This window comes from Symbiobacterium ostreiconchae, assembly GCF_055396975.1.
In genome coordinates, this window is sequence record NZ_AP042454.1 from 1,183,516 (window position 1) to 1,203,803 (window position 20,288).

Consider the following 20,288-nt stretch of genomic DNA (forward strand, 5'->3'; position numbering starts at 1 on the left):
GCTTCACGGGTGGCACCGTCAAAGGTTACAGGTTACAGAATACCTGTCCAGGAGGAAACCACCTACATGAAGCGGACGGCCTGGATGATGATCCCGGTGCTGGCGGCGGCCCTGGCGGCCCCGGCGGCCCCCGCCGCCCTGGCGGCTCAGGTGGCCCCTGCCGCCGCACCGTCCGATATCCTGCACTACGTCACCGCCCGGCACGAGGTCACCCCCATCGCGCAGGGCCTGACGCTGACCGCCTTCGAGCGGCTCTACCCCTACGGCTGGGTCAACGGCTGGCTGCTCACCGCCGACCTGGCGGAGCCCACCCTCACCTCCGATGTGCTCACCGCCCCGGGCGTGACCGAGCGGGAGCCGCTGCTGGACATGGCCGCCCGGGAGGGCGCGGTGGCTGCGATCAACGGGGACTTCTTCGCCCTGGGCGGCAGCGGCATCGCCCTGGGCACGGTCGTGAAGGGCGGCGCGTACCTGCAGTCGCCGCAGCCCGAATGGCCCAACGGCGTCCTGGTGGGGACGGACCGCATCGGCCGGCTGGCCACGGTGGCGCTGGAAGGCACCGTGACGACCCCCCATGGCACGCACCCTCTCACCGTCGTGAACACGCCGGTGGTGCCGGAGGGCGGCCTGGGCATCTTCACGCCGCTCTGGACCAAGGACCGGCCCTGGGCCATGGGCGACGCCCGGGAAGGGCGTGAGGTCCTGGTCCGCGCGGGCCGGGTGGTGGCGGTCAACACCCGGGTGAACGGCGATGCCGTGCCGGAGGACGGCTTCATCCTCGTCGGCACCGGCGATGCGGCCCGGTTCCTGGACCCGCTGAAGCCCGGCGATCCGGTGGAGGTGTCGTACCGGCCCAGCCCGGCGGTGAAGTGGGCCCTGGGCGGGCAGAACAAGCTGGTCGTGGACGGCGAAGTCAATCCCAACCTGGACCGCGCCACCCGCCGTCCCCGGTCGGCCGTCGGTTTCTCGGCTGACGGCAGGCGCATGTACCTGCTGGTGATCGAGGGCGATTCGTCCCGGAGCGCCGGGGCCACCCTGGCGGAGATGGCCGCGTTCATGAAGGCCTTCGGTGCCGCCCAGGCGCTGGAACTGGACGGCGGCGGCTCCTCCACCATCGTGGCCCGCCGGCCCGGCGAGCCGCTGACGGTGCTCAACCTCGCCGCCTCGGCCCAGCGGCCGGTCCCCAACGGCATCGGCCTGTTCGCGGCGCCGGGGTCGGGCCGCGCGCGTCATCTGCAGATCGAGGGGGAGGGCCGGGTCTTCCCCGGTCTCACCCGCACGTTCTCCGTAAAGGCGTACGATGAGCAGTACGGCTCTGCGCCGGTGGAGCCGCCCCGGTGGGGGCTGCGCGGCCCGGGAACGATGGCGCCGGACGGCCGCTACACGGCCGTGAGCGCCTCCTCCCAGCCCGTGGCGCCGGGCACGAAGGTGACGGTCACCGCGGAGACGGAGGGCCTCACGGCCCATCTGGAGCTGCGGGTGCTGGGGCCGCTGGCCCGCATCGAGCCGCAGGTGGAGGGCGGCCTCGCCCTGCTGGACGCGGGCGGCCGCACCTTTACCGTGGCCGGGTACGATGCCGACGGGTACAGGGCCCTGATCGACCCCGCCGACCTCACGCTGGAGTACGACGCGGACCTGGTGCGGGTGGAGCCCGAGGGCAGCGCCCTGCGCGCCCTCCCGGTGGCCACGGGGTCGGGGCTCATCACCGTTTCGGTGCAGGGACACAAGGCCGTCATCCCCTTCGTCTCGGGCATGCAGACCACGCCCGTGGCCGTACTGGGCCAGCCGGAGCTGTGGACGTTCGACAGGCACCCCGAGCAGGTGACCGGCTCGGTGGGGCTCGCCCCGGGCCCCGCCGGCGGCGCCGCGATGGCGCTGCAGTATGTGTTCGGCCCTGCGGAAGCCAACCGCGCCGCTTACCTGCAGGCGATCTCGCCGGTCGCGCTGCCCGGCCGGCCCGTGCGGTTCGGCCTCTGGGTGAAGGGCGACGGGCAGGGCGCCTGGCTGCGGGCGGTGCTCCGGGATGCGGCGGGCACCACCCACACGGTGGACCTGGCCCCGGCGGTGGACTGGACCGACTGGCGCTACGCGGAGGCGGCGGTGCCCGCGGCAGCCGCCTACCCGGTGAGTCTGTACCGGATCTACCCGGTCGAGACCGACACGGCGAAGTCCTACGCCGGGACGCTCGCCTTCGCAGACCTGACGGTGAAGATGGCGCTGCCGATGCCGGAGGTCCCGGCGGAGGCGCCTGCAGGGCGAGACGTGATCCTGGAACCGGGCGCGCAGGCCAGCGAGGAGAGCTGGTCCTTCGCGGTGCTGGCGGCGCTGCCGCAGGACCGGCCGGAGGCCGCCGTCGCAGAGGCCCTGGAGGGCGATCCGAAGCTCTTCCTGGTGGGCGCCGGGCTACGCGCGCCGGTGCGGGCGATCCTGGCCGGGCTGGGCCGGGCCGACCTGCCGGTGTATGAAATGCAGCCGCCGGCGCGGTATGTCGACGCCGGCGGGGTGCGGTTCATCCTGTTGGGCACGGGGCAGGGCGGCCTGCGGTCCACCGCCTTCCACCAGTGGGAGGAGCTGGATGCCCTGCTGGCCATGACTGCCGAGGCCCGGGCGGTCCGCCAAGTGGTCGTGGTGGGCGGGGAGAGCCCGCTGGGCTTCGCGGACAGCCGCGAGGGGCAGCTCCTGCAGCAGCGGCTCACGGCCTTCGAGGAAGCGTCCGGCAAGCAGACGGCCTACCTGAGCGCAGGCGGGGCTGCGCCGGCCGTGACCCGGGTGGAGGGTATCCCGTACATCCACGCCGGCACGCCGCGGGCTCCCCGGCTGTTCACCGTCGATCCGGCGCCGGGGAAGCCGTGGATCCGGCTGGGGCCCTAGCGGGAATCAGACCCCGAACTCCCAGAGGGCGTGGCTCAGGTTGCCGTAGCGGTAGCTGCGATGCAGCTCCCGCACGGTGCGCCGGTCATCCGCCGCCCCGAGCGCGTAGAAGAGCGGGATGAAGTGTTCATGCCCCCCCGGCGGCACCGCGAGACGGGCGCCGGGGGCCTGCTTTTCATAATCGAAGAGCGCCGGCAGGTCCCAGGCCGTGATGCGCGCCAGCAGCCAGTCGTCGAAGGCGACGGCCCAGGCGTCGGCCTCCGGCGGATCGTCCCAGCGGATCGTGGCGAAGTTGTGGATGGTCCCGCCGCTGGCGAGGATCATGACCCCTTCACGGCGTAGCGGGGCCAGGGCCCGGCCGATGTGGTAGTGCGCCTCCGGCGGCGCCCACGGGTTCACCGACATCTGCACGACCGGCACCGCCGCCTCCGGGTAGATCCGCCGCAGGGGAACCCAGGCCCCGTGGTCGAGACCCCGCCGCCGGTCCACGGTGAAGGGCACGCCGGCCCCTTGCAGCAGCTCGGCCACGCGCGCCGCCGTCGCGGCGTCACCGGGAGCCGGGTACTGCATGCGGTACAGCTCCGGCGGGAAGCCGCCGAAGTCGTGGATGGTGTCGTAGCGCGCCACGTCGCTGACCATCTGGGTGCTGCTCTCCCAGTGGGCGGTGAACACCACGACGGCGCGGGGGCGGTAACGCTCGCCCAGGGCCCGGAGGGCGCGGGTGTACTCGTTGTCCTCCAGGGCCAGCATCGGCGAGCCGTGTGCGGCGAAGATCGCAGGCTGCATGGGCAGCTCTCCCTTTCCAATCATATAGGTTACGATTCGTAACCAAGTATACGATGGCTAGTTGGTGTTGTCAAGCGAACTCCTTCTGTTATAATTACGGACGAGGAGGTGATGAGCCGTGGCTGATATCCAGCTCTGCCCGAAGTTCGAGCATGCCATCCACATCCTGGGGAAGCGCTGGACGGGCCTGATCCTGTGGACGCTGATGAGCGGCCCGAAGCGGTTCTCGGAGATTGAGTCCGCCATCCCCGTGAGCGGGCGGCTGCTCTCTGAACGGCTGAAGGAGCTGGAGTCGGAGGGGCTCGTCACCCGGGAGGTCTTTCCCGAAGTACCTGTTCGGGTGGTGTATTCCCTCACGGCGAAGGGGCGGGCGATGGAGCCCATCCTGGCCGCCATCCAGCAGTGGGCGGAGAGCTGGGGCTGAGCATCAACTCCGAGGATGACCGCAGGCCGGGCGTTCAGCCCGGCCTGTATGCGGTGCAGGGGCGCCTGCGCGGCGCCCCTGCAGCAGCGGTCTGGCGGTGCAGTCAGCAGGGCTCCCGGGCGGCGGTGCGGTCAGCGGAGCGACCGGCGGCCGACGGGGGCCGTTTCGAGCAGCCGCGCGAGCTGGGCGAACCGCTGCGCCCTGCCGGCCGGCCGCGGCACGAGCGCGCGCGGCTTCACGGCCGGACCCGGCTCCCCGGCGGGCGCGGGGGCACCCGCAGTCAGGTGGCGGCCCGAGAGGATCAGGTGCGGATGGGGCGTCGGGCGGCCCATCAGGCGGGCGAACTCCGCCGCGTCCATGTCGCCCCGCCGCCCGTTGCACGCCTCGCACGCGCAGATGCAGTTGGCCAGGGTCGTGCGCCCGCCCTTGGACCAGGGGATGACGTGATCCATCGTAAAGCCCGGCTGGCCGCACCAGTAGCAGGTGTAGCGGTCGCGGGCCAGGACTTTCAGCCGGATGTAGCGGTAGGCGAAGGGGTCGAAACGGAGCCGGATGCGGCTCCGGCCGATCCACTTGGCCCGGCCCAGCCTGACCTCACGGTCGGCTACCTTCCGCCTGCAGGGGGTCAGCACGCGCCCCCGGCTGTCGATGACTTCAACCAGATTGGAATCCGTGGCGTTCATACCTCCATGGGGCACGTCTCGTCCGGCCCCTCTTTTCCGTTAGTGTGGCCGTGCCCGGGGCGGCGAATCCGCGGCCGGACAGGGTCCGTCCCATTATAACACAGAACCGAACAAACGGCAGGTTGCAAACAGGCGTTCGAAGCGGTATGATTTGCCTGACGCCACACGCGCGCCGGGTGTGGTAACATCTAGAGTTGAGACTGCGGTGGGGGGCGTTTCGTTGTGTCCAAAGACCGGCTCGTGATCAGGGGTGCGCGGCAGCACAACCTGAAGAACATCGACGTGGAGATTCCCCGGGACAAGCTGGTCGTGTTCACCGGCGTCTCCGGGTCGGGGAAGTCGTCCCTCGCTTTCGATACGATCTACGCGGAAGGGCAGCGGCGGTACGTGGAGTCGCTGTCCGCCTACGCGCGCCAGTTCCTGGGCCAGATGGACAAGCCCGACGTCGACGCCATCGAGGGGCTGTCGCCGGCCATCTCCATCGACCAGAAGACCACGTCGCGCAACCCGCGCTCCACCGTGGGCACGGTGACCGAGATCTACGACTACCTGCGGCTGCTCTATGCCCGCATCGGGCGGCCCCACTGCCCCAAGTGCGGGCAGCCCATCGCCCAGCAGACGGTGGATCAGATGGTCGACGTCCTGCTGCAGATGCCGGAGGGAACCCGCATCCAGGTCCTGGCGCCGCTGGTGCGGGGCCGCAAGGGCGAGCACCAGAAGGTCTTCGAGCAGATCCGCCGCGGGGGCTACGTGCGCATGCGGGTGGACGGCCAGGTGATGGACGTGGCCGACGACCCGCCGAAGCTCGACAAGAACCGCAAGCATACCATCGAGGTGGTGGTGGACCGGCTGGTGATCCGGCCGGACATCCGGCGGCGGCTGGCCGACTCTCTGGAGACGGCCGCGACCCTGACCGGCGGGCTCGTCACCATCGACGTGGTGGGCGGCGAGGAGCTGCTGTTCAGCCAGAACTTCGCCTGCCCCGACTGCGGCGTCTCCATCGACGAGCCGCAGCCCCGCAGCTTCTCCTTCAACTCGCCGTTCGGCGCCTGCCCGGTCTGCACGGGCCTGGGCTTCCAGACCGAGTTCGACCCGGACCTCATCCTCGATCCCTCGCTTTCGCTGAACGAGGGGGCCCTCATCCCGTGGGCGACATCCAGCCAGCAGTGGTTCCTGCACCAGATCGACGCGCTCTGCCGCCAGCTGGGCATCCGCAAGGACGTGCCGCTCAACCAGCAGGACCCCCGCTTCCAGGAGATCCTGCTCTACGGCTGGCAGGAGCAGAAGGTCCGCTTCGAGTACGAGAACATGTACGGCCAGCGCAAGACGTACGAGGTGGTGTACGAGGGCGCGATCCGGCAGCTGGAGCGGATGCACCGCGAGACCTCCAGCGAGGCCATCCGGGAGCACCTGGCGCAGTACATGACCAGCCGGCCCTGCCCGGCCTGCGGCGGCGCGCGGCTGAAGCCGGAGTCGCTGGCCGTGAAGGTGGGCGGGCTGTCCATCGCCGAGATGACGGCCATGGACGTCGCCCAGCTGCGCGACTTCCTCAGCAACCTGGACCTGACCGACAAGGAGCGGGCCATCGGCGCCCAGATCCTGAAGGAAATCGACGCGCGGCTGGGCTTCCTGATCAACGTCGGCCTGGACTACCTGACCCTCAACCGGGCCGCCGGAACCCTGTCGGGCGGCGAGGCGCAGCGGATCCGGCTGGCCACACAGATCGGCTCGCACCTGGTGGGCGTGCTCTACATCCTGGACGAGCCCTCCATCGGCCTGCACCAGCGGGACAACGCCCGGCTGATCGACACCCTGAAGCACCTGCGCGACCTGGGCAACACGCTGATCGTCGTCGAGCACGACGAGGACACGATCCTGGCGGCCGACTGGGTGGTCGACATCGGCCCGGGCGCCGGGGAAGGCGGCGGCCGCATCGTCGCCTCCGGCCCGGTGGAGCGCATCCTGAACGCCCCGGAGTCGCTCACCGGCGCCTACCTTTCGGGCCGGCGGCAGATCCCGATTCCGGAGCGCCGGCGCGCGCCCAACGGCAAGTGGCTGGTGGTGCACGGCGCCGCGGAGCACAACCTGAAGGACATCACCGTGCGCATTCCCCTGGGCACCTTCACGGTGGTGACCGGGGTCTCGGGGTCCGGAAAGTCGACCCTGGTCAACGAAATCCTGTACAAGCGGCTGGCCGCCGACCTGAACCGGGCCCGCACCAAGCCCGGCCGGCACCGGTCCATCGAGGGGCTTGAGCACCTGGACAAGGTGATCGAGATCGACCAGTCGCCGATCGGCCGCACGCCGCGGTCCAATCCGGCCACCTACACCGGCGTGTTTGACCTGATCCGCGAGCTGATGGCGCAGACGCCCGAGGCCAAGATGCGGGGCTACAAGGCGGGCCGCTTCTCCTTCAACGTGCGGGGCGGCCGCTGCGAGGCGTGCAAGGGCGACGGCATCATCAAGATCGAGATGCACTTCCTGCCCGACGTCTACGTGCCCTGCGAGGTCTGCAAGGGCGCCCGGTACAACCGGGAGACCCTGGAGGTGCACTACAAGGGGAAGACCATCGCCGACATCCTCAACATGACGGTCGACGAGGCCGTGGAGTTCTTCAGGCCGCTGCCCCGCATCTACCGCAAGATGCAGACCCTGCAGGACGTGGGGCTGGGCTACATCAGGCTGGGCCAGCCGGCCACCACGCTATCGGGCGGCGAGGCGCAGCGGGTGAAGCTGGCCACCGAGCTCTCCCGGCGCGCGACCGGCCGCACCATCTACATCCTGGACGAGCCGACCACCGGGCTGCACACCGCCGACGTGCACCGGCTGCTGGATGTGCTGCAGCGGCTGGTGGACGCCGGCAACACGGTCCTGGTGATCGAGCACAACCTCGACGTGATCAAGCAGGCGGACTGGATCATCGACCTCGGGCCGGAGGGAGGCGACCGGGGCGGCCGGGTGGTGGCCGAGGGGACGCCGGAGGACGTGTGCGCGAACCCCGACAGCTACACCGGCATCTTCCTGAAGCGGCACATGGCCAGGCAGCGGGCCGGGTCGCCGCTGCAGGCCGCCGCGGGGACCGACTGAGCCGGGACTGACGAACCGCGTGAGGCGGCAGACAGGAGAGAGGACAGGTGAACCACGCCAGCAGGTGCCCGTACTGCGGAGCGGCCGTCTCGCCGTCCGCCAACTACTGCGACAGCTGCGGCACGCCGCTGAAGGCGGCGCCATCGGCCGCGCCGGTGCGCCGGCGGGGCCGGTCCGCCGGCCGGATGGCGGTGTGGGTCTTCGCGCTGGTGCTCGTTGCCTTCTTCGGAACCGGGGTGCTGGGCGGCTTCCGCGTGCACGCGGGCCGCTGGCCCTGGAACCCGCAGGAGGTCGCCGGTGAGCCCGGCGACCCGGACCGGACGCCGGACGCGACCGGGCCGGGCGAGCCGCAGGGTGAGCCGCAGGCCGAGCCGCGGGCGGCCCTGCCGGAGCGCGTCCTGCGCGCCACCGTGACCATCCACGTGCGGGGCGCACAGGGCAGCCGGGTGGGTACCGGCTTCCTCATCGACACCGGCGGCCACATCGTCACCAACGCCCACGTGGTCGACGGCTTCCGGGAGTGCGTGACGGTCATCGACGACAACGGGGCCACGCATCAGGGCGGTGTGGTCGGGGTGGACCGCAACCGCGACGTCGCGCTGATCGCTGTGCCGACCCTGGCCAAATGGCCCGACGTCCTCCCGCTCTCGGAGCGGCGCGTGGCGGTCGGGGAGCCGGTCTGGGCCTGGGGGACGCCGAAGGGCACCGCGGCCAGGGCCGTGCTGCCGGCAGAGGTGGTGGAGACCGGTCTGGCCAGGCGCATCGAAGGGCGCTATTACCCCGACCTGGTGGTCTTCAGCGGGGCCGAGGTCACCCACGGCTCCAGCGGCGGCCCGCTGCTGGACCCCGGGACCGGCGAGGTGGTGGGGATCGTGACGGCCGGGTCCGATAACGGGCTCGGTTACGCCATTCCCGTCGCCGGCGAGATCGCCGGGCTGATCGCCCAGTGGGCCGAGCGCCCGCTGCCCGCAGGGTGCGGCGCAGCGCCGGAAGGCGACGTGACGCCGCTGGTGCTGGCGGCGGTGGTGCCCCTTTCGGGGGCGCACGGCGCATGGGGACACGACCTGGCCAGCGGCGTGGAGCTGGCGCTGCGGGACATGGAGGCCGACCTGCTGCAGGCCGGCTACCAGGTGACCCTCGCCCGGTACGACGATCAGGGACGGCCGGAGACGGCTGCCGAGCACGCGCAGAGCCTGGCGTATGACCAGGACGTGATCGGCGTGGTGGGCAGCCTGACCAGCGAGGCGACCCTGGCGCTGGCGGAGGGTCTGCAGGCGAGCGGGCTCGCGCTGGTGGCCCCCACGGCGAGGGGGGAAGAGCTGATGGAGGGCGGGTGGCCGCACGTCAACCGTCTGGTCGCGCACCAGACCCGCATCGACTCGGCCGCCGCGGCCTTCGCCCGGGCCAAGCTGAACGCTACGGCCATCCTGCTCCTCCTGGACGGCAGCGAGGAGGCTGAACAGCGCGCCGCCTCCTTCACCACCGCGGCCGAAATCATGGGGCTGCCCGTCGCGGGCCGCGTGATCGTGCCGGCAGAGGTCAACGGCTCTGCGCTGGCCGCCGCGGTGCGGGCCTACGCGCCCGACGCGCTCTTCTACGCCGGCAACAGCCAGACCGGGTTCCAGGCGGTGACCGCCCTGCGCCGGGCGGGCGTCGACCTGCCGGTCATCGGCGGCGTCGAGCTCTACAATCCGGCCTTCGAGACCACCGAAGGCACCGGCTGGCGGGACATCTACTTCGCCCACTACACCCAGGGCAGCGACGCCCGCTTCGTGCGCCACTACGAGGCCATCCTGGGCAAGCCGACGCGGGGGTACGGCATGTTCGGGTACGACGCGGCGCGGGTGATTCTGGAAGCGCTGCTGCGCTACGGCGAGGAACACCCCGGGCAGGTGCCCGGCCGCGACGAGTTCGCCAGCCTCGTCCGGTCGACCCGGGGGCTGAAGGGCTGGTCGACGCAGATCAGCTTTGACCCGGCCACCGGGGAGAATCAGGCGGCGCGCGTCTACTTTTTCCAGTGGGTCGACGGGAGGTATGAACTGCTGCACTAGCAGGAAAAAGGCCCGGGCGCGGAGAAGCAACAACAGTCTCTCGGCGCGCCGGGCCTTTCGTTTATAGAAAGGATTGTGGTATAGTAATTCACATATGGGTGCCGGATGGGGGTGACGGCCATCGCTGAGTTGGAGCCCGTGTTCGACGCGGAGCTGCATCTGGTCGCACGCTGCCAGTCAGGGGACCGGCAGGCCTTCGAAGAGCTGTTCACCTTCTACCGTGACGACGTGTTTCGCTTTGCCTATCTGGTGGTGCGGGATTCGACCCTGGCGCAGGACGTGGTGCAGGAGACCTTCCTGAAGGTCTTCCGCTCCATCGACAAGTTCCAGTTCCGTTCGAGCTTCAAGTCCTGGCTCTACCGCGTCGCCGTGAACGAGGCCATCACGCTCCTTCGCCGGCGCAAGATCAAGGAAGAGCTGGATCCGGCTCCGGGCACGAGCCAGGAGCACCAGCGCGGCCGGGTGCAGCGCGCCTGGCAGCCGGAGGAGGCCGTGCTGGACAGTGAGGAGAAACACCTCCTGCACGTGGCGATCGGCCGTCTGGACCCGGTCCATCGGTCGGTGATCGTCCTGAAGTACTTCCACGAGTTCTCCGATACCGAGATTGCGGCGGTGATCGGGTGCCCGCCCGGTACCGTGAAGTCCCGGCTGCACCGGGCGCGGGAGCTGCTGCGCCATCACATGGCCCGCCAGATGGGCAGGCCGGACCTGATCGCCCTGTCCTACCACCGCCTGTCGGCCAAGACCCCGCTTGTTCCCTGCGAGGAGTGAGACCATGCGCGTCAACGAACGGACGATTCGGGAGGTTCTGCGTTCGGAGGCGGCGCGCGTGGAGCCGCCGCCGGACATGTGGGCGCGCATCGAGCGCGAGCTGGAGCGCGACCGGCTGCGCCAGGCGCCGAGGGCCGCACGCCGCAGGCTGCCGGGCCTCTACCGGGCGGCGGCCGCCGCGCTGGCGGTGGGCATCCTCTGGGCGGCGGCCGGCGCGGCCGGCTCTGCCTTCCGCCCGGCGGCGCCGTGGCCGGGGCGCTGGGCCGGCATCGATCGCACATGGATCGCCGCCATGGCCCCAGTGGCACGTTCAGAGGCCGGCCGGCCCGCGGTGACCGACCTGCGCTGGTCTTCCCAGGAAATCACGCTGCTGCGCTGAGTGGAACCCGGCTGCCCCGCTCCGGCGGGGCCTTTTCTGTCGTTTGGGATGCTACACTATAGGGGAGGTGAGTGCGCGTGGGCCTGGAGGAGCAGATCAAGCTGCTGCCAGACCGGCCGGGCTGCTACCTGTTCAAGGACGCCTCGGGCCGCATCATCTATGTGGGGAAGGCGCGGAACCTGAAGAACCGGGTGCGCCAGTATTTCCAGTCGTCACGCTACCTGACCGCGAAAGTGCTCGCGATGGTCAGCCAGATTGTGGAGATCGAGCACATCGTGACGGATACGGAAACGGAAGCGCTGGTCCTGGAGTCTAACCTGATTAAGAAGCACAAGCCCAAGTACAACATCCGGCTGCGGGACGACAAGCACTACCCCTATCTGCGCCTGACGCTGACCGAGCAGTGGCCGCGGCTGATGGTCACCCGCTCCATGAAGAAGGACGGCTCCCGCTATTTCGGCCCCTACACCAGCAGCCAGGCCATGTGGGAAACGATGAAGCTGGCGCGCCGGCTGTTCCCGCTGCGCACGTGCAACGACCCCTCCCGGCATCCCCGCGGGTGCCTGCAGTACCACATCGGCCGCTGCCTGGGCCCGTGCCTCCCCGACTTCGACCGGCACGAGGAGTACGGCGAAGCGGTGCGGGACCTGCAGGCCTTCCTGGAGGGCCGCACGCAGGAAGTGGTCGCGCGCCTGAGAACCCGCATGGAGCAGGCGGCGGAGCGGCTGGAGTTCGAACGGGCCGCCGAACTGCGGGACCAGCTGCGGGCGATCGAGAAGGTGACGGAGAAGCAGAAGATCATCGTGCACACGATGGTGGACCTGGACGCCATCGCCTACGCCCGGCTGTACGACGAGGCGTGCGTGCAGGTCTTCTTCGTCCGCCAGGGGAAGCTGGTAGGCCGGGACCAGTTCATCATGTCCGGGGCGGATGAGCTGACGGGGGGCGAGATCCTCGCCGCCTTCGTCCAGCAGCATTACAGCCAGACGGACTTTGTGCCGCAGGAGATCCTTGTCAGCGAGGAGATGCCGGAGACCGATGTGATCGCGGCGTGGCTGTCAGCCAAGCGGGGCTCCCGGGTCGTGCTGCGCTGCCCGAAGCGGGGGGAGAAGCGCGGGCTGGTGGACATGGTCGCGCAGAACGCGCAGGAGGCCATGGCCGAGCGCCGCCAGCAGCGTGAGCTGGAGCTGGCCGCGACCGAGGGGGCGCTCCGGGAGTTGCAACAGGTCCTGGACCTGCCACGGCTGCCCCACCGCATCGAGTGCTTCGACGTGTCCCACGTGCAGGGCGCCGAGGTGGTCGCCGCCATGGTGGTGTTCGAAGGCGGCAAGCCCAAGAAGTCGGATTACCGGCGGTTCAAGATGAGGGTCGACCGGAACAACGACTTCGCCAACATCGCCGAGGCCGTGACGCGCCGCTTCCGCCGGGGGCTCGCCGAGCGGGCCGCACAGGTGGAGGGACGGGTGCGGGACCTGGAGGCGGACCGGGTGGCCGAGGGCGGCGCCGCGTACGGCGGCAAGTTCGCCGAGTTCCCCGACCTCCTGATCATCGACGGCGGCAAGGGGCAGCTCTCCTACGCCCGGGCCGCCATGCGGGAGCTGGGGGTCGATCACATCCCCACCTTCGGGCTGGCGGAGGAGGAGGAGCTGCTCTGTGCGGAGGACCGCCCCGGCTGGATTGCGCTTCCCCGGGGCTCCCAGGCGCTCTTCCTGCTGCAGCGGATCCGGGACGAGGCGCACCGCTTCGCCATTACCTACCACCGCAAGCTGCACCGGAGGGCCAGCACGCAGAGCCGGCTGGACGAGGTGCCCGGCATCGGGCCCAAGCGGAAGAAGGCCCTGCTCCAGCACTTCGGTTCGCTGAAGGCCATCCGGGAGGCGACCGTGGAAGAAGTGGCCCAGGTGCCGGGGATCACCCTGGAGCTGGCGGAGCGGGTGAAGGAGGCGCTCGGCGGACCCATGCGCTGAGGGATGCCGCACAGGTTTACGCTCCATTCGATGAATGAAAGGGTATGAAACATGATGAGGAATAAGCGTTGGGCTGCGATGCTCCTGTTGGTTTCCGTGCTGGTGGCCGGCTGCGGCGGCGCCGCCTCAGGTCCGGATCCGTCCGGCTCTGCGCCTCCTGCCTCCGAAAATCCGCAGGATCCCGGCCCGCCGGACCCCGGCGCTGAAATCCCCGGCACCGGCGGCGAGTCCCCCGGCACCGGCGGCGAGGGGGAACCCGCCGATCCGCCCGACCCCGCCGGCGACGGCGACCCGGCTGACCCCGGGGTCCCCGGCGGTGCGGGCACTCCGGATCCGGCCCTCCCGGCCGTCACCTGGAAGCCGGGCGGCATCGGCTACCCGCTGGTTCCCAGCGACCCTTCGGTCGACCGGAAGGTGGCCATGCTGACGTTTGACGACGGCCCCTCGGCCTACACGCCGGAGGTGCTGGACGGGCTGAAGGAGGCGGGCGTGAAGGCGGTCTTCTTCATCACCGGCTACGGCGCCGCGCAGCACCCGGACCTGGTGCGGCGCATCCACGAGGAGGGGCACGTGCTGGGCATCCACACGATGACCCACCCGAACATGACCCAGCTGAGCCGCGCGGAGCAGATCGAAGAGATCCAGCCGCTGATCGACCTGATCACGGAGGTGACCGGCCTGCCGCCGCGGTACTTCCGGCCGCCGTTCGGCGCGTACAACGACGAACTGCTCGCCACCCTGGACGAACTGGGGCTGGAGCTCATCAACTGGAGCAACGGCTCGCTGGACTGGGAGGGCGTCGTGGACGGCTACAAGGACCCGAACCAGGTGGTCGCCGACGTGCTGGACCAGCTTCACCCCGGCGCGGTGATCCTGGCGCACGACACCATGAAGCACACGGCCGAGGCGGTGCCGATGATCATCGAGGCGCTCCGGGCGGAGGGCTACGAGTTCGTGGTACTGCCTTGACCTGCGGCACACAAGGAAGGGGAGAGCTCCCGGACGAGGGAGCCCTCCCCCTTTTTCCTGCGGTTTCAGGCCGTTGCGCGCCGCTGCCGCCGTTCCCACCAGAGCCAGGCCGCGGTCGCCGCAACGGCTGCTGCAAGCTGCAGCGACGTGACGCCGGCAGGGGCGCCGGACGGGCGGGCGAGGTCTGCCAGCGCCAGGGCGAGACCGCCCAGCAGGACGGCCGTCATGGCCCCCTGGCCCGGCGCCGGGGCCGCGCGGGAGATGGCCAGGAGGCTCAGCAGCCCGGCCGCCAGAAGGGCCGGCCCCAGGGCCCAGTCGGCCGGCGCGGGTGAGCCGAGGGCGCCCACCCCGGCCCCCAGGAGCAGCGCGGGCAGGGCGCGGTCCCAGACCTGCAGCCTGTGGGGCGCGCCCCGCAGCCCCCAGAGGCCCAGGGCCATCCCGCCGGCCAGGGCGCCCGGAAGCGCGAGGGCGCCGTAGGGGAACGTCAGCAGGAGCAGGGGGCTCCCCAGGTACGCGCCGGGGTCCAGCGCCACGTAGAGCAGCTTCGCGCCGATCACCCCGCCCACCGCCAGGTTGACGACCAGGTCGCGGGCAGGCTCTGCCGCGTCCCGGCCGGGGCCCGGAAGGCCCGCCAGGGCGTAGGCCAGCAGGAGGCCGGCCAGCCAGAACAGCGCCCGGGTGGGCAGCACGGCGGAGCCGAGGCTGACCGACTCGGGCAGCCGGCTCCCGAGGCTGAACCCGGTCGGGGGGGCGGGCGGCCCCGCCGCCGCGGCCGCCAGGTACTCCAACATGGCCCGGTAAGTCAGGGGCCCGGCCACGCGGGCGGTCACCACGCCCTCGGGGCTGATGAACAGGCTGGTGGGCATGGAGGCCACCTGGAACCGGGCGCCGGCGTCGTCGGCGGGGTCCAGCAGGACGGGGAAGCTGTACCCGTGCTCGGTCAGGTAGGCCAGCGGCGCGGAGGGGCTCGCCTCCCGGGCCGTGAGGTTGACCGTGAGGACGGCGGTTCCGGCGGGCAGCGACGCGGCCAGCCGCTGAATCTCCGGCATCTCGGCGCGGCAAGGCCCGCACCAGGAAGCCCAGAAGTTGAGGAAGACCGCCTGGCCCCGGAAGTCCGCCAGGCTGACGGTCCGGCCGCTGAGGTCGGTCAGCGTGAGCGCCGGCGCAGGGTGACCGACGGCGGGGCGCGGCGGACCGCCCCGGGCGCCCTGCGGCCGGAAAGCGCCGCCCAGCAGCAGCACCAGCCAGATCAGCACAAGGAGGATCCCGTGAATCCGTCGCAGCCGGAGCACCTCGATTCGACCCCCATCGGTGTCGTATATCCTTTGGACGACCCGGAATTCCTTACAGGTATGTACGGGTGGTTTGAAGGGAACCATCACTGATGTGAAGGCGCACCCTTGAAAACGATGAACCAGGGGCTTGACATCGGTGATGGTGCGCGCATATCATCAGCTTGAAACCGGCGCTTCAGGGAAGTTAAGGTGCCCCTTTAATCTTCGGGGCCACACACACGCAGGGGAAGAGGTGATGGGGTTGAAGAAGTGGCGGATGCCCGGTCAGTGCCCCGTCTGCAGCGGCGAGTTGACGGTCACCCGGCTGGAGTGCAGCCACTGCGCCACGAAAGTGGAGGGCCGCTTCGACGCGTCGCCGTTTGCCCGGCTTACGCCGGAGCAGCAGGAGTTCGTGGCCATCTTTCTGCGGGCCCGGGGGAACATCAAGGAGGTCGAGCGAGAGCTTTCCATCTCGTATCCCACGGTGCGCGCCCGGCTCGACGCGGTGCTGGAGACCCTGGGCTACCGGGTGGACCGCGCGGCGGCCGATGAGGAGGCCCGGGCGAAGCAGGCCCGCCGCAAGGAAGTGCTCGACCGGCTGAACCGCGGGGAGATCACCGCCGAAGAGGCGGTGGCGGCGCTGAAGAGCCTCTGAGGGGGTGGCAGCGGTGCAGGAGGATCGTCTGATGGTCCTGCAGATGCTGGCGGACGGCAGGATCACTGTCGAGGAGGCTGACGCCCTGCTCCGTTCGCTGGAGGAGACCGCCGCCCACGCCGAACCGGCGGCCTCCGGTGCCGCCCGGCCGGTGAAGGCCCCGGCGGACCGGGGCGAACTGGGGGCGCGGCTGCAGGCGCTCCTTCAGCAGTTGCTGGACGAGGCCGACGCCGCCCTCGACCGGGCCGTGCGGTCGGTGGAGGAGCGGCTGGCGGAGATGGAGCGGCGGGAGCCCTACCGCCGGATCCGCGCGCTGGCCGATTCGCTGGACCGGGCGGCGGCGAGGGAGGCCGTGCGGGAAGCCCGGGCAGCGGCGAAGGAGGCCGTGCAGGAGGCGCGGGCGACGGCGAAGGAAGCTGTGAAGGAGGCCGTCGAAGCGGCGGAAGAGGCCGTGACGGACGCGATCGAAGCGGTGGAGGAAGCCGTGGCGGACGCGATCGAAGCCGCAGAGGAAGCGGTGGCGGAAGCCATCGAAGCGGCGGAGGAAGCCGAGGAGGAGGCCCTGGAGGCCGAAGAGGCCGGGGAGGACGTGCGGCTGAGGGCGTCCCGGGCGATCCGGAAGCTCAACGAGTTGGCAGAGTAGACGAGGAGGGTCGGCTGAATGTCCCAGGAGGAACGGCTCCTTATCTTGCAGATGGTGGCGGAAGGCAAGATCACCGCCAGCGAGGGCGCGGAGCTGCTGCGGGCCCTGGAGGGCCAGCGGGAGGAGCAGCCCGGCGCCGAACCCCCGCCGAGGCCGCGGGAGCGGCGCGCCGCCGTCTCGACATCGCTGGGTTCCGGGCTGTCCAGCCTGTTCGAAGAGGTCGTGGAGAAGGTCACCGGGGTCCTGAACGACTTCACCGGGCAGCGGTACGAGTTTCCGACGGAGATCAGCGGGGTCTTCACCGCCGGACAGGTGCCGCTCAGGATCTTCACCGGCAACGGCCACGTCGAGCTGCGGCGGTGGGATGAACCGGGGTACAAGGCGCAGATTCTGGTCAAGGCCCGGGGCGCCAGCGAGGCCGACGCCCGGAAGCGGGCGGAGGAGGCGTACCGGGTGACGGCCACGGAAACCGGCTTTCAGCTGGAGACCGACCGGCGGTTCGACTGGACGGACCTCTCCGTCCACGTGACGCTGTTCCTGCCCGGCGAGCACACCTACCATCTGGAGACCCGCACGGGCAACGGGCACATCCGGCTGGAGGGGATCGGCCTCACGGAGGGCACCCTCAAGAGCGGCAACGGCCGCATCACCGTCCTCGGCGTGACGGCCGACCGCCTCTACCTGAAGTCGGGCAACGGCTCGGTGGAGGTGGAGGGCGATATCGCCGACCTGGAGGCCACCACGGGCAACGGCTCGCTGCGGGTCGTGCCCCTGGGCCGCCGCTCCGAGCGGATGCAGCTGAAGACCGGCAACGGCTCAGCGTCCATCGACACCGGCCGGATGAGCCGGGCGGTGGGCCTGTTCATCGACGCGCACACCGGCATGGGCAGCGTCTCGGTGAACCGCCCGGACCTGGTGTACGAGCTGGATGAGCGGAACATCGGCTACAAGCACGTCGTCGCCCACACCGAGGGCTACGACATGGCAGCGCAGAAAGTGGACATTCGCGTGCGCACCGGCCTGGGCTCCATTTCCGTCGAATAATTCAGGTCGGGAAAAAACGGGTTCGCCGCGGCGCCGACCGCGGCGAACCTGCATTGAGGAGGGTTAACCGTGAGCCTGCTCATCCGCTGGGCGCTCGGCGCGCTCACCCTGCTGGCCATCGCCTACGCCGCGCCCTCGCTGGGCATCCTGCCCGGCTTTCACGTGGCCGGGTTTGAAGCCGCCGTCGCGGCGGCTGTGGTCCTCTCGCTGCTGAACCTCACGGTCCGCCCCATCCTGAAGTGGCTCACCCTGCCCATCACCTGTCTCACCTTCGGCCTGTTCGCGCTGGTGATCAACGCAGTGGTGATGATGCTGACCGACGCGCTGGTGGCCGGCTTCGAGGTGGGCGGCTTCCGCAACGCCCTGGTGGTGTCGCTGATCTACGCCGTCGTCACCGCGCTCCTCAGCGGGCTGGCCCGGAGGGAGAAGGACTGAGGCCGGCTACTGGGGCTGCGTGCCCTGCATAGGATCCTGGCCGTTCTGCGGCCAGCCCATGGGGGCCGCGCCGGGCATCTTGCCCCAGGGGCCCATCATCATGCCCTTGCCGAAACCGTCCTTGCCCCAGCCGCCCATGCCGGGGTAGCCCATGCCCGGATAGCCCATACCGGGGTAGCCCATGCCCGGGAATCCCATGCCGGGGAAGCCCATCCCCGGGAAGCCCTTGCCGAATCCACCCATCTCCGGGTAGCCGTAGCCGGCGTGCTCCGGCTCCCGGGCCTCGCCCCGCGGCATGCCCAGCAGTTGCGGCTCCAAGGCCTCCACGAGGCGAATCGCCTGCGCGGCGGGCATGCCCGTGCCGACCAGCGCGCTCATGAGCGCGACTTCACGCAGGATATGTTCGCGGTTCGCGCCCTCCATCCGCATCTCCCGCAGTCCGTGGGCCACGATGGGTTCGACTGCACGCATCAGCCAATGTGGCATGCTGCACACCTCCCATCACATGCTATGCCCCGGGGCGTGGTGGTGACATAAGCCCCGGGGCGGCAGAGACGGCCCTTTCGGTGTATGATGTTGGCATAAGCGCGTGATGGAGGGCCTGCATGAGACTGGCAGCATTCTTCCGTACCGTGGCCGCCGTCGGCTACGATCTCTTCCTGAAGCTGAACCCCCGCAAGGTGGCCGCCCATGCGGTGATCTGCGACGAAGCCGGGCGGGTGCTGGTCCTGAAATCGCGCTACGCCGAGGCCCTGCTGCTGCCCGGCGGCGGGCTGAAGGCGGGCGAGCATCTGGATGAGGGCTTGCGGCGGGAGTGCCGGGAAGAGCTGGGCGTCGATGTGGCGGTGGAGTCCCTGACGGGGCTGTACTATGTGGAGCGGTCGGCTGCCTATGTCGGGGTATTCCGCTGCCGGCTGGCGGGGGAGCCCATCCGCCTCTCCCACGAGCACGAGGCGTACGACTGGGTGACGCCGGACGCGCTGCCGCCCGAGGCGCGCCGGATGGCCTGTGACGCCCTGCAGTTCGGGGGCGGGACCGTGGTGGCACGGCTTCCCTGAACGACCGGCGCCCGGGTTCAGCCGAAGACCGCCGCCAGCTCCTGCATGGCGGCCCACAGGTAGATGCCCAGCGTCAACCCGCCGGTGAGCAGCGAGGCCGCGCGCAGCATCCGGCGGCGGCGCAGCCGGAGCGCGGCGAGCTCGGCGGCGAGCCGCTGCAGCTCGGCATCCCCTTCGGCGACCGGCCCCGGCTCCGCCTGGCCCTCGGCCTGCCACTCCCACTCGATGTCGATCTCGGCGGGGCGGGCCAGATGGCGGGGGCTGAATCCAGCCGCGAGGAAGTAGGCCGCGGCCGTCAGCGCGGCGGCCATCAGGGTCAGCATGGCGATCGAGGTCCAGGCGGCTGCAGCGGGAAGGGTCTCGAGGCCCTGCAGCTCGGCAGGACTTGCGTGATCCTGCACGAAAAATGTCAGCAGGAGCGCGATGCCGTTGTTGAGCAGGTGCATGATCATGCCGGGCAGGATCGAGCCCGATCGCTGCACCGCCAGAGCCCACAGCATGCCCAGCACGGTCAGCGGAATGAGCCGGACGATGCTGAGATGGAGGGCGCCGAAGAGCAGCCCGGTCAGCACGACCGCCGCGGTGGGACCCAGTGAGCGCAGGGCCCCGAGCACGTAGCCCCGGAAGGAGAGCTCCTCGCAGATGGCGGGCACCAGGGCGCCGACCAGCAGGGCCAGCGTCGACCCGGCGTCCAGGAGGATCTGGTAGGTCTGGATCATCTCTCCGCCCAGGAGATGGACCAGCAGCACCAGCACGGCGCCCATCAGCTGCGCGGCCAGCCAGCCGACGACGCCCAGCAGCACGGCGCGCCCGAAGCCCCGCAGCGTCAGCATGCGCAGCCGCAGGAACGGGCGGGCGGGCCGCTTCTCCACCAGGCGGGTGAAGAGGAGCGGCAGCGTGACGAAGATCAGGAGCTGGGTGGCCACGACACCGGCGAGGCCGAACGTGAACTGGAGGGCGCCGCCTGCGAACAACAGCAGGACCAGCGCCGTCAGGTAGAAGGAGAGAACCCGAAGCAGAGCCACCTGTTGTCTTGTGGTCACGCGTCTATCCTCCGCTTATCACATGAACTGAGAATGAAAACTCGGTGAAGGGAACGCCCCCGTCCTGTACGTCTAACGCGGCAGAACCCCTGAGAGGTGTGGGAAACCATTGTCTCCCCGTGACGAAACTCTGGTGTTTGCAGCGCAA

Annotated in this window: 18 protein-coding genes; 13 read left to right on the forward strand and 5 right to left on the reverse strand. The window is 70.3% G+C overall.

The genetic code is table 11. The features are described from left to right. Window positions 1-66 precede the first annotated feature (66 nt). Window positions 67-2,871 (forward strand): phosphodiester glycosidase family protein, encoded by a 2,805-nt coding sequence (locus tag ACZ5UM_RS05835; RefSeq protein ID WP_464847439.1) that lies wholly within the window; start codon window positions 67-69, stop codon window positions 2,869-2,871. A gap of 6 nt (window positions 2,872-2,877) precedes the next feature. Here ACZ5UM_RS05835 and ACZ5UM_RS05840 read toward each other — a convergent pair whose 3' ends face one another. Continuing rightward, a complete protein-coding gene (locus ACZ5UM_RS05840) occupies window positions 2,878-3,657 on the reverse strand; it encodes a DODA-type extradiol aromatic ring-opening family dioxygenase (RefSeq protein ID WP_464847440.1) in 780 nt (259 codons plus the stop codon). A gap of 118 nt (window positions 3,658-3,775) precedes the next feature. Here ACZ5UM_RS05840 and ACZ5UM_RS05845 point away from each other — a divergent pair, with 118 nt between their 5' ends. Continuing rightward, window positions 3,776-4,081 (forward strand): winged helix-turn-helix transcriptional regulator, encoded by a 306-nt coding sequence (locus ACZ5UM_RS05845; RefSeq protein WP_464847441.1) that lies wholly within the window; start codon window positions 3,776-3,778, stop codon window positions 4,079-4,081. Between the two features lie 131 nt (window positions 4,082-4,212). Here ACZ5UM_RS05845 and ACZ5UM_RS05850 read toward each other — a convergent pair whose 3' ends face one another. Then, window positions 4,213-4,764: an HNH endonuclease gene (locus tag ACZ5UM_RS05850; protein WP_464847442.1), complete on the reverse strand. Its 552-nt coding sequence runs from the start codon at window positions 4,762-4,764 to the stop codon at window positions 4,213-4,215. Between the two features lie 222 nt (window positions 4,765-4,986). Here ACZ5UM_RS05850 and uvrA point away from each other — a divergent pair, with 222 nt between their 5' ends. From uvrA to ACZ5UM_RS05880, 6 genes are all read left to right on the forward strand, one after another. Further along, window positions 4,987-7,851: an excinuclease ABC subunit UvrA gene (uvrA, locus tag ACZ5UM_RS05855; protein ID WP_464847443.1), complete on the forward strand. Its 2,865-nt coding sequence runs from the start codon at window positions 4,987-4,989 to the stop codon at window positions 7,849-7,851. Window positions 7,852-7,898: 47 nt separating this feature from the next. Next, window positions 7,899-9,902, forward strand: coding sequence for an ABC transporter substrate-binding protein (locus tag ACZ5UM_RS05860; RefSeq protein ID WP_464847444.1), 2,004 nt, complete (start codon window positions 7,899-7,901; stop codon window positions 9,900-9,902). 111 nt (window positions 9,903-10,013) lie between these two features. Next, window positions 10,014-10,673, forward strand: a complete 660-nt coding sequence (locus tag ACZ5UM_RS05865; RefSeq protein WP_464847445.1) for an RNA polymerase sigma factor — start codon at window positions 10,014-10,016, stop codon at window positions 10,671-10,673. A gap of 4 nt (window positions 10,674-10,677) precedes the next feature. Continuing rightward, window positions 10,678-11,052: a hypothetical protein gene (locus ACZ5UM_RS05870; RefSeq protein ID WP_464847446.1), complete on the forward strand. Its 375-nt coding sequence runs from the start codon at window positions 10,678-10,680 to the stop codon at window positions 11,050-11,052. Window positions 11,053-11,129: 77 nt separating this feature from the next. Beyond that, the gene (uvrC, locus tag ACZ5UM_RS05875; RefSeq protein WP_464847447.1) at window positions 11,130-13,019 is read left to right on the forward strand and encodes an excinuclease ABC subunit UvrC; all 1,890 of its coding nucleotides are present in this window, start codon (window positions 11,130-11,132) and stop codon (window positions 13,017-13,019) included. 51 nt (window positions 13,020-13,070) lie between these two features. Further along, on the forward strand, window positions 13,071-13,988 hold the full coding sequence (locus tag ACZ5UM_RS05880; RefSeq protein ID WP_464847448.1) for a polysaccharide deacetylase family protein: 918 nt from the start codon (window positions 13,071-13,073) through the stop codon (window positions 13,986-13,988). Window positions 13,989-14,053: 65 nt separating this feature from the next. Here ACZ5UM_RS05880 and ACZ5UM_RS05885 read toward each other — a convergent pair whose 3' ends face one another. Beyond that, window positions 14,054-15,280, reverse strand: coding sequence for a TlpA family protein disulfide reductase (locus ACZ5UM_RS05885; protein WP_464847449.1), 1,227 nt, complete (start codon window positions 15,278-15,280; stop codon window positions 14,054-14,056). Window positions 15,281-15,518: 238 nt separating this feature from the next. Between ACZ5UM_RS05885 and ACZ5UM_RS05890 the strand changes: the two genes are divergently transcribed. From ACZ5UM_RS05890 to ACZ5UM_RS05905, 4 genes are all read left to right on the forward strand, one after another. Continuing rightward, entirely contained in the window at window positions 15,519-15,917 is a 399-nt protein-coding gene (locus ACZ5UM_RS05890) for a DUF2089 family protein (RefSeq protein ID WP_464847450.1), read from the forward strand. Between the two features lie 13 nt (window positions 15,918-15,930). Beyond that, window positions 15,931-16,560 (forward strand): SHOCT-like domain-containing protein, encoded by a 630-nt coding sequence (locus ACZ5UM_RS05895; RefSeq protein ID WP_464847451.1) that lies wholly within the window; start codon window positions 15,931-15,933, stop codon window positions 16,558-16,560. A gap of 18 nt (window positions 16,561-16,578) precedes the next feature. Continuing rightward, window positions 16,579-17,604 (forward strand): DUF4097 family beta strand repeat-containing protein, encoded by a 1,026-nt coding sequence (locus ACZ5UM_RS05900; protein WP_464847453.1) that lies wholly within the window; start codon window positions 16,579-16,581, stop codon window positions 17,602-17,604. A gap of 69 nt (window positions 17,605-17,673) precedes the next feature. Further along, complete coding sequence (locus ACZ5UM_RS05905) at window positions 17,674-18,039, forward strand: phage holin family protein (RefSeq protein ID WP_464847455.1); 366 nt, start codon at window positions 17,674-17,676, stop codon at window positions 18,037-18,039. Between the two features lie 6 nt (window positions 18,040-18,045). Here the strand turns inward: ACZ5UM_RS05905 and ACZ5UM_RS05910 are convergent, their stop codons facing one another. Next, on the reverse strand, window positions 18,046-18,525 hold the full coding sequence (locus ACZ5UM_RS05910) for a hypothetical protein (protein WP_464847457.1): 480 nt from the start codon (window positions 18,523-18,525) through the stop codon (window positions 18,046-18,048). Between the two features lie 119 nt (window positions 18,526-18,644). Between ACZ5UM_RS05910 and ACZ5UM_RS05915 the strand changes: the two genes are divergently transcribed. Beyond that, on the forward strand, window positions 18,645-19,097 hold the full coding sequence (locus ACZ5UM_RS05915; RefSeq protein ID WP_464847459.1) for an NUDIX domain-containing protein: 453 nt from the start codon (window positions 18,645-18,647) through the stop codon (window positions 19,095-19,097). A 17-nt stretch (window positions 19,098-19,114) separates the two neighbouring features. Here ACZ5UM_RS05915 and ACZ5UM_RS05920 read toward each other — a convergent pair whose 3' ends face one another. Then, a complete protein-coding gene (locus tag ACZ5UM_RS05920) occupies window positions 19,115-20,140 on the reverse strand; it encodes a CPBP family glutamic-type intramembrane protease (RefSeq protein ID WP_464847460.1) in 1,026 nt (341 codons plus the stop codon). Between the last annotated feature and the right edge of the window lie 148 nt (window positions 20,141-20,288).

Coding starts and splice junctions, on each gene's coding strand:
- ACZ5UM_RS05835 (WP_464847439.1), top strand. CDS start 67: ATGAAGCGGACGGCCTGGATGATGATCCCGGTGCTGGCGGCGGCCCTG.
- ACZ5UM_RS05840 (WP_464847440.1), bottom strand. CDS start 3,657: ATGCAGCCTGCGATCTTCGCCGCACACGGCTCGCCGATGCTGGCCCTG.
- ACZ5UM_RS05850 (WP_464847442.1), bottom strand. CDS start 4,764: ATGAACGCCACGGATTCCAATCTGGTTGAAGTCATCGACAGCCGGGGG.
- ACZ5UM_RS05870 (WP_464847446.1), top strand. CDS start 10,678: ATGCGCGTCAACGAACGGACGATTCGGGAGGTTCTGCGTTCGGAGGCG.
- ACZ5UM_RS05880 (WP_464847448.1), top strand. CDS start 13,071: ATGATGAGGAATAAGCGTTGGGCTGCGATGCTCCTGTTGGTTTCCGTG.
- ACZ5UM_RS05890 (WP_464847450.1), top strand. CDS start 15,519: ATGGGGTTGAAGAAGTGGCGGATGCCCGGTCAGTGCCCCGTCTGCAGC.
- ACZ5UM_RS05900 (WP_464847453.1), top strand. CDS start 16,579: ATGTCCCAGGAGGAACGGCTCCTTATCTTGCAGATGGTGGCGGAAGGC.
- ACZ5UM_RS05910 (WP_464847457.1), bottom strand. CDS start 18,525: ATGCCACATTGGCTGATGCGTGCAGTCGAACCCATCGTGGCCCACGGA.
- ACZ5UM_RS05915 (WP_464847459.1), top strand. CDS start 18,645: ATGAGACTGGCAGCATTCTTCCGTACCGTGGCCGCCGTCGGCTACGAT.